At 45.3% G+C, this 7133-nt stretch carries 8 protein-coding genes; 2 read left to right on the forward strand and 6 right to left on the reverse strand.

From position 1 onward, the window contains the following. Positions 1-12: 12 nt before the first annotated feature. From mraY to mraZ, 6 genes are all read right to left on the reverse strand, one after another. Positions 13-975, reverse strand: coding sequence for a phospho-N-acetylmuramoyl-pentapeptide-transferase (gene mraY, locus ACJMM4_RS07940; protein WP_405383897.1), 963 nt, complete (start codon positions 973-975; stop codon positions 13-15). 19 nt (positions 976-994) lie between these two features. Further along, on the reverse strand, positions 995-2359 hold the full coding sequence (murF, locus tag ACJMM4_RS07945; protein ID WP_405383899.1) for a UDP-N-acetylmuramoyl-tripeptide--D-alanyl-D-alanine ligase: 1365 nt from the start codon (positions 2357-2359) through the stop codon (positions 995-997). Next, positions 2356-3840: a UDP-N-acetylmuramoyl-L-alanyl-D-glutamate--2,6-diaminopimelate ligase gene (locus ACJMM4_RS07950; RefSeq protein WP_405383901.1), complete on the reverse strand. Its 1485-nt coding sequence runs from the start codon at positions 3838-3840 to the stop codon at positions 2356-2358. Before ACJMM4_RS07950 ends, murF begins: the two co-directional genes overlap by 4 nt. Positions 3841-3922: 82 nt before the next feature. Next, positions 3923-4333 (reverse strand): hypothetical protein, encoded by a 411-nt coding sequence (locus tag ACJMM4_RS07955; RefSeq protein ID WP_405383903.1) that lies wholly within the window; start codon positions 4331-4333, stop codon positions 3923-3925. An 18-nt stretch (positions 4334-4351) separates the two neighbouring features. Next, positions 4352-5284 (reverse strand): 16S rRNA (cytosine(1402)-N(4))-methyltransferase RsmH, encoded by a 933-nt coding sequence (gene rsmH / locus ACJMM4_RS07960; protein ID WP_405383905.1) that lies wholly within the window; start codon positions 5282-5284, stop codon positions 4352-4354. Positions 5285-5293: 9 nt separating this feature from the next. Next, positions 5294-5725 carry a division/cell wall cluster transcriptional repressor MraZ gene (gene mraZ, locus ACJMM4_RS07965; RefSeq protein WP_405380344.1) on the reverse strand — a complete coding sequence of 144 codons (432 nt, stop codon included), beginning with the start codon at positions 5723-5725 and terminating at the stop codon, positions 5294-5296. A gap of 219 nt (positions 5726-5944) precedes the next feature. On the opposite strand from mraZ, the gene ACJMM4_RS07970 reads away from it, so the two are divergent. Then, entirely contained in the window at positions 5945-6160 is a 216-nt protein-coding gene (locus ACJMM4_RS07970; protein WP_405380342.1) for a DUF1858 domain-containing protein, read from the forward strand. A 392-nt stretch (positions 6161-6552) separates the two neighbouring features. After that, a complete protein-coding gene (locus tag ACJMM4_RS07975; RefSeq protein WP_405383907.1) occupies positions 6553-7092 on the forward strand; it encodes an Rpn family recombination-promoting nuclease/putative transposase in 540 nt (179 codons plus the stop codon). The last annotated feature ends 41 nt before the right edge of the window (positions 7093-7133 follow it).

The raw sequence follows: 7133 nt of genomic DNA on the forward strand, positions 1-7133 counted from the left end.
AGGGAAAGCCTCCTATAAAACTGCAGTCAGCCACAGGCCCAAGCCCAAAGCGGACAGCAGACAGCTAACAATAGAGAATACGCGTACAACCTTTACTTCGTCCCAACCACCTAATTCAAAGTGATGGTGCAAAGGAGACATACGGAAAATACGCTTGCCACCGGTAAGGCGGAAATAAGTAACTTGGATGATTACGGACAGTGCTTCCGCAACGTAGACACCACCGATGATTACCAACAGCAATTCCGTACGGGTAAGCAACGCCAAAGCAGCGATACCGCCGCCTAAAGCCAAGGAACCTGTATCACCCATAAATACTTTGGCAGGATGACGGTTGAACATCAAAAAGCCCAAGCAGGCACCGGTCAAACCAAGAGCAAAACCGCTGACATCCAGCATGCCCTGCATATAGGCAATGAAAGCGAAAGCCATGGTTACAGGCAGACTGACGAAGGAAACCAGTCCGTCCAAACCATCGGTCAGGTTAACCGCATTAGTAGTGCCCACCAAAAGCAGGAAAGCTAAAACGTAATAGCCCCAACCGAAATCAAAAGTAGTATTCAAAACAGGCACCCACAGCTCCGTATTTTGGATGCGGGTTTCTGCAAAATATACATAGGCACCTGCTAAAATAAATTGCAGCAAGAATTTTTGCTTAGCAGTCAAGCCCAAGTTACGCTTCATAACAACTTTGATATAGTCATCAATAAAACCAATCACTGCATGGCCTAAGGTAAGCACCAAAGCAATGATTACGTGAGGAGTAAAGCTGCCCCACAAGAGCGCCAACAGCAGCGCTGCCAACATCATCAGACCACCCATAGTAGGTGTGCCACTCTTCTTCATGTGGCTGGCAGGCCCGCACTCGCGGATGGATTGGCCAAATTTTAATTTATGCAGGAACGGAATCAGGCTGGGGCCAATCAGTTCGCAAGCAATAAAAGCGGTAATAGGTATAGCGATTAATTTAAGCATCTTTTCCCCTCAATATAGTTTATTTAAATAATTCTAGCATTTTTCCTACCTGCATGGAGTTGGAACCCTTCAGCAGGATGATGTCACCGGCATCAGCCAGTTCACGCAGTTTGTCCGCTGCTTCCTGACGCGTAGCGCAGTGGCAGGTCTCTTTGCCAGCTTTAGCAACTTCATCACTAATATAGGCAGCTTCTTGTCCGTAGGTGAGGACGTAGTCCACACCATATTCCACTGCCCAACGACCTACACGGCGATGGGCATCTTCGCTAATAGCGCCCAATTCCAGCATATCAGCCAACACAGCAATGCTGCGTGCTTTGCCATGAGCAGCCTTCTTGGCTTCTGCCAAAGTTTTCAAAGCAGCCTCCATGGAAGCAGGACTAGCGTTATAAGCATCGTTAATAAAGGTCAGCTCGCCAATATAGACAATTTCTTGACGGCTACCGGTCAAGCGTGCTGTAGCCAAAGCCTTAGCGCTGTCTTCCATGGGTACGCCGTAGCAGGCAGCACCGGCGATAGCGCTCAAAGCGTTGTAAACATTATGCTCACCAATCAACTGCAAGCGTACTTGTACCTGCTTGCCTGTAGCTTTTTCTGTACAAGTAAAGGTAGTACCGATCCCGGAAGTCACAATCTCACTGCCGCGGTAGTCGCAGTTTTCCCCTAAGCCGAAGTAAACAACCTTCGCTCTTGTTTTAGCAGCAGCCTTTACTACATATTCGTTATCACCATTGAGAATGGCAAAACCGTCTGCAGGCAGATTTTCCACAATCTCGCTTTTAGCCTTGCCAATGTTTTCCATGCTTCCCAAAAGCTCCATGTGGGTTTCGCCCACATTAGTAATCAGACCGCAGTCAGGCTCAGCAATGCGGCACAGTTCGGCAATTTGTCCCAAACCGCGCATCCCCATTTCCACAACGGCAATATCCGTATCTGCCTTAATATCCAGTAAGGTTTTCGGCAGGCCAATCTCGTTATTGAAATTGCCTTGGGTTTTAATAACATTGTACTTAGCACCTAAGCAGGCAGCCACAAGGTCTTTAGTAGAAGTCTTGCCATTAGAACCGGTAATCGCAAAAACTTTCAGCCCTTGTTTGCGCATTCTGTAAGCGTGAGCCAACTGTTGGTAAGCCAGCAGTGTGTCTTCCACGCGGAATACTGCCACACCGGCCGGCAGAGGCGCAATATCGTGGGAAATAACTACGCCTGCAGCACCCAATTCCACAGCTTTAGCGCAATAATCATGGCCGTCAAAATTACCGCCCTTGAGAGCTACAAAAAGCTCACCGGGTTTAACGGCACGGGAATCCGTGGTGATACCTGTAAAGGCAAAATCCTCGCGAACGGCGTGGGTTGCAGCCATAATTTCAGCGGAATTCATCATTTTTTATCACTCCAATATTCCTGAACAACTTCTTTATCATCGAAATGAATGGTTTTATCCTTCAAAATCTGGTAGTTTTCGTGACCTTTGCCTGCAATCAGAATTACGTCAGCAGGCTCCGCCTTTGCCAAAGCAAAGTGAATAGCATCACGACGGTCGGACAAGCGGAATACTTCCTTACCTGCAGGCACATCTGCCATACCGGTAAAGATTTCGTCAATAATCAGCTCCGGATCCTCCGTACGCGGGTTGTCGGAAGTTACTACAATCTTATCTGCCAATTGCAGCGCCAAATTGCCCATAATGGGACGCTTTTTATTGTCGCGGTCGCCACCGCAGCCGAATACTACCCAAAGTTTGCCCTTAGTAATAGAGCGGGCAGTATGCAGCACATTTTCCAAACCGTCGGGAGTATGGGCGTAGTCCACAATAACCGTATAAGGTTGACCTGCCTCTACCAGTTGGAAACGACCGGGAACCCCGTCAAAACCGTCCAGTACAGCGCAGATAGTCTCTTTATCAATCTTTTCTGCCAACATGGCAGCTACAGTGCCCATAACGTTATACACGTTAAACTCACCGGTAATCTTCAGCTCTAAGTCCATTTCACCCACAGGAGTGTGCAGCTTCAGCTGCATATGCTTGGGAGCAACGGTGAAGCTTAAAGGATAAATGTCATTGTCATGACCTTTACCATAAGTCAAAACATTGGCCTTAGTGCGAGCTTTAATAATGGCGGAACTTGCGTCATCCATATTAAAGACTGCGTTTTTATTTTCCTTATCGCCATCTGTCAAATGCTCAAAAAGCAGACTCTTAGCATCGCGGTAGTTTTCCATGGTTTTATGGTAATCCAGATGGTCCTGCGTAATATTAGTCAAAACAGCGCAGTCATATTCAATACCTGCCACACGTTTCAACGCTAACGCATGGCTGGATACCTCCATAACGCAGTATTGGCAACCGGCGCAAACCATACCATAAAGTGCTTTCTGCAAATCCACTACATCCGGAGTGGTGTTGTGAGACTCAGTAACTTGGTCATCAATCATAATGTTGATGGTACCGATAAGGCCAACTTTATAACCTGCTTGACGCAGAATCAAGCGGATGATATTGGTGGTAGTAGTTTTTCCGTTAGTACCGGTAACGCCGATCATACGCAGTGTTTTACCGGGATAATCAAAGAAGAAAGGCGTAACCAGTTCCATAGCTTCACGGCTATCAGCAACCTGTATCAGCGTTACACCTTCGGGTGCAGTTTCCGGCAAATCTTCCACGATTGCAGCCACAGCGCCCTTCGCTGCAGCCATAGGTAAAAATTTATGTCCATCCACCGTTGCGCCCTTCAAGCAGATAAAAAGACTGCCTTGTTGCGCAGTACGGGAATCAGCAGTAATATCAGTAATTGTTTTATCAGAGCTACCAACCACTGTAGCTTGAGGCAGTAGTTGAAGGAGTGATGCCAATTGCTTTTCCATGTATCTAACCTCCTAAATTGAAAGGGCAGCCACGACGGCTGCCTCACCCAAAAATCCATTTAAATTATACCACAAAGTATGTCTATTTACTAGCCATAGCTAAAGAGTTAGCATTATTTTTACCTACAGCAGATTTAACATAAATATTGCTACGTGCCACACTCATCCCCAAGTTCTTTTGCGCCAGACCAATAATGCGCTCCGGACCTTTGAGCTGTTCCACTTCAATCTTTAACTCATTGGTTTTACCGATTAAAGAAGTTTCCTGCTGCTGCATGCTTACTAAAGTCGCACCATGCTGCACCATAGCCTCGCTGCGGACAACAGTAATCAAGTATGTCATCAGCACAACGCCCATAACAGCCATGAATCTTCTGCGCCATACGCGACAAGACAATCTCTGCTCTTGTTTTTCTCTTTCAAGTTGTTGCTGACGCTCCTGTTCTACGGACTCGTCATTTAGCGCGTACTCATTATACTGTCTGGCTAACATTCGCTACACGTCCTTTAACTAAATCTTGATAGCATATCTCAATCTTGCACTGCGGGAACGGGGGTTAGCCTCCACTTCCGCAGCAGAAGGAACTATATTGCCTGTTTTCTTCAGTTGGGGCTTTTTGCCACACACGCACATAGGCAGCTGTGGCGGACAAGTACAGCCTTTGGCAAGTTTTGCAAAAGTCTGCTTAATAATCCTGTCTTCCAAGGAATGGAAGGTGATGACACCGATACGGCCACCGCTTTTTAGACGCGCCACTGCCGTTTCCATGGTGTCTGCCAAAATTCCCAATTCGTTATTAACTTCAATGCGGATTGCTTGGAAAGTACGCTTGGCAGGATGAGGACCATCAAGCCTTGCGCCCTTGGGAATAGCCTTTTTAATCACATCTACCAATTCAAAGGTAGTGGTCAAAGGTTTTTCCTTGCGTGCTGCCACAATAAATTGGGCTATACGCTTGCTCCAGCGTTCTTCACCGTATTTGTGAATTATTTCCGCCAATTCTTCTTCCTTGTAGTGGTTCACTACATAGGCAGCGTCCAACTTTGCATCCTTATTCATACGCATATCTAAAGGGCCGTCGTGCATATAGCTAAAGCCACGCTCCGCACAGTCCAACTGATAGCTGGAAACACCTAAATCGAAGAAAATACCATCTATTTTATCAATGCCCATATTATCTAAAACTTGGGCAAAATCTTTGAAATTCGCTTTAGCAATAGCAGTCTTGCAGGTAAATTTGTTTAACAAACGCTCAGAAGAAGTAGCGATGGCATCATCGTCTTGGTCAATGCCCAAAAGCAGACCGCCTGCTTCCAATTGGGAAGCAAAGCCACAGCTATGCCCGGCACCGCCCATAGTGCAGTCCACATAGATACCATTTTTATCTGTAATGAGAAACTCCACACTTTCTTCCAAGAGGATACTTGTATGTTTAAATTCCATGCTTGCCACCTAAATACCTAAATCTGCCAGCTGTTCTGCCAACTCATTAACATCCTCAGCGTTACTATCGTTATATTCCGCCCATCTTTGAGCATCCCAAATTTCTGCTCTATTGCCCACGCCCACAATCACAGCGTCCTTTTCTAAGCCCGCGTGGCGACGCAGGTTAAGCGGCAGGAGCACCCTGCCCTGTTTGTCGCACTCACCTTCGCAAGCACCACCAAAAAGGAATCTAGTGAAGTCACGGGCAGTTTTACGGCTCATTGGAAGAGCTGCCAGCTTGGTTTCCAACGCCTGCCATTGTTCCATATCGTAAACAAATAGACAGCCGTCCAAGCCTTTGGTAATAATAAACTTATTGCCCAAAGCTTCGCGCAGTTTCGCAGGCACAGCTAAGCGACCCTTGCTGTCCAAGGTGTGTTCATATTCACCTAAAAGCATATCGGCTGCCCCCTTTTTACCCACTTTGCTCCACTTTTCTCCATTATAACGTTATTTCCCAAAGTATGCAAGTGCAACGGCAGAAAAATGGCAGGAAACAGAGAATTTTTTTACAATTACGTTGCAAAAAATTTTCCGCATTAGTTTGGCATTTAAGGTAACAAATGTTATAATGAAAAGGTACAATCTGTACTTAAAAAAATTAAGCATAAAGGAGAAATGAACATGATTACTAAAGATACCGGCATTATCGAAGCCGTACAAAACCATCCGGAAATTATCGAGGTTTTTGCAGAATACGGTCTGGGCTGCATCGGCTGCATGGCTGCTCATTTTGAAACCATCGGCCAAGGCGCAGGCGCTCATGGCATCGACGTTGACGCTCTGATCGAAGACATCAACAAAGTTATTGCTGAAGCAGAAGCAAACAAATAATATTTCCCCACTCGCAGTAAAGCGGTTACGTAGACTAAATGCTACGTAACCGCTTTTTTACTTATGAAGTTTTGAAGTCTGCCATTAGAAAACGCTCCAAGGCAGAAGTCTTGCAAAATCTACTAGTTGTGCTATACTGAACTTGAAACGTAAAGTGGGTGCACCCCTAAGATGGAAGTGCACGTGGGCTTTTCTATAGTAGAAGTGCATTTAGTGATTCACTAAGTGTTAAAACCGTTGCAGAAGTGGCTTCGGTAGTAGTATCGATTTACGTTGGTCCTGTAAAAAAGGATGATACTACTACTGCGCCCAAATGTAAGCCCAATTTGAAAATGCCAATAGCAGTATCATCCTAAACAAAACTTTCGTGTTTCAAGAAAGGATGAGAGCTATTGGGAGCAAAAGATGTTTCCGAAAGAATTCTTGTAGCCTACAGTGATGTTGCGGCAGATATTTTAAATGTTCTAGTCTGTAACGGACAAAGGTTGTTCGAGCCTGAGATGCTACAAGAAGCAAGCCTTGTATCGCAGTACAAAATGGATGGGAAGTTGCATCACCAAGAGCGTGATGTTGCTAAGTTTGTTATTGATAAAGTAACAAATACCATCATTACATGCTGTGGTTTTGAGAATCAAACTAAAGTGGATAACAGAATGCCATTACGTGTTATTGGCTATGATGGTGCTAATTATCACAACCAACAAAACAACACAAAATTATACGAAGTTATTACATTAGTGTTGTATTTTGGTGAACGTCATTGGAAAGCACCACGCAATTTACAAGGGTGCATTGACTATAAATGTAATATATTTCCTGATACAATGCTCATGTACGGTAAGGAAGCAAGCAACCGAAAACAAGAGATAGACCGCCAGCACTACACTATTCCGAACCAAAGACCAAAAGATAAGCATTGTGGGAAAATCTAAACTTTTGGATTTTCCTACAATGCCAACTACGGCGGAATCCC

This window comes from Phascolarctobacterium sp., from assembly GCF_045124115.1.
Lineage (GTDB): Bacteria > Bacillota > Negativicutes > Acidaminococcales > Acidaminococcaceae > Phascolarctobacterium_A.